Annotated in this window: 1 pseudogene; it reads left to right on the forward strand. The window is 37.4% G+C overall.

Going from position 1 to position 246, the window contains the following annotated elements:
- Positions 1-246: pseudogene (locus tag SB689_RS23880) on the forward strand (TonB-dependent receptor); the annotation flags it as partial.

The raw sequence follows: 246 nt of genomic DNA on the forward strand, positions 1-246 counted from the left end.
GATGCGTAAATATAGCTGGGATGGTACTTTCGAGCCTTCTGCTACTAGTGAAAAAGGAGGTAGAAGTATAATAATGCAGCACGAAGATCGCCTTTACTCACAGGTTGGCGCTACTTATAGAATTGTTGAAAATCATAAACTTATCTTCAACTATGTGATTGATTATCTTAAGAATACTACATTCAATAAACTTGAAGAGGAGAAAGATGATGTATTTCCGGCGAAGATGACCAAGCAGATCTTGTC

The sequence above is a fragment of the Chryseobacterium sp. SIMBA_038 genome (genome assembly GCF_046535115.1).
GTDB lineage: Bacteria > Bacteroidota > Bacteroidia > Flavobacteriales > Weeksellaceae > Chryseobacterium.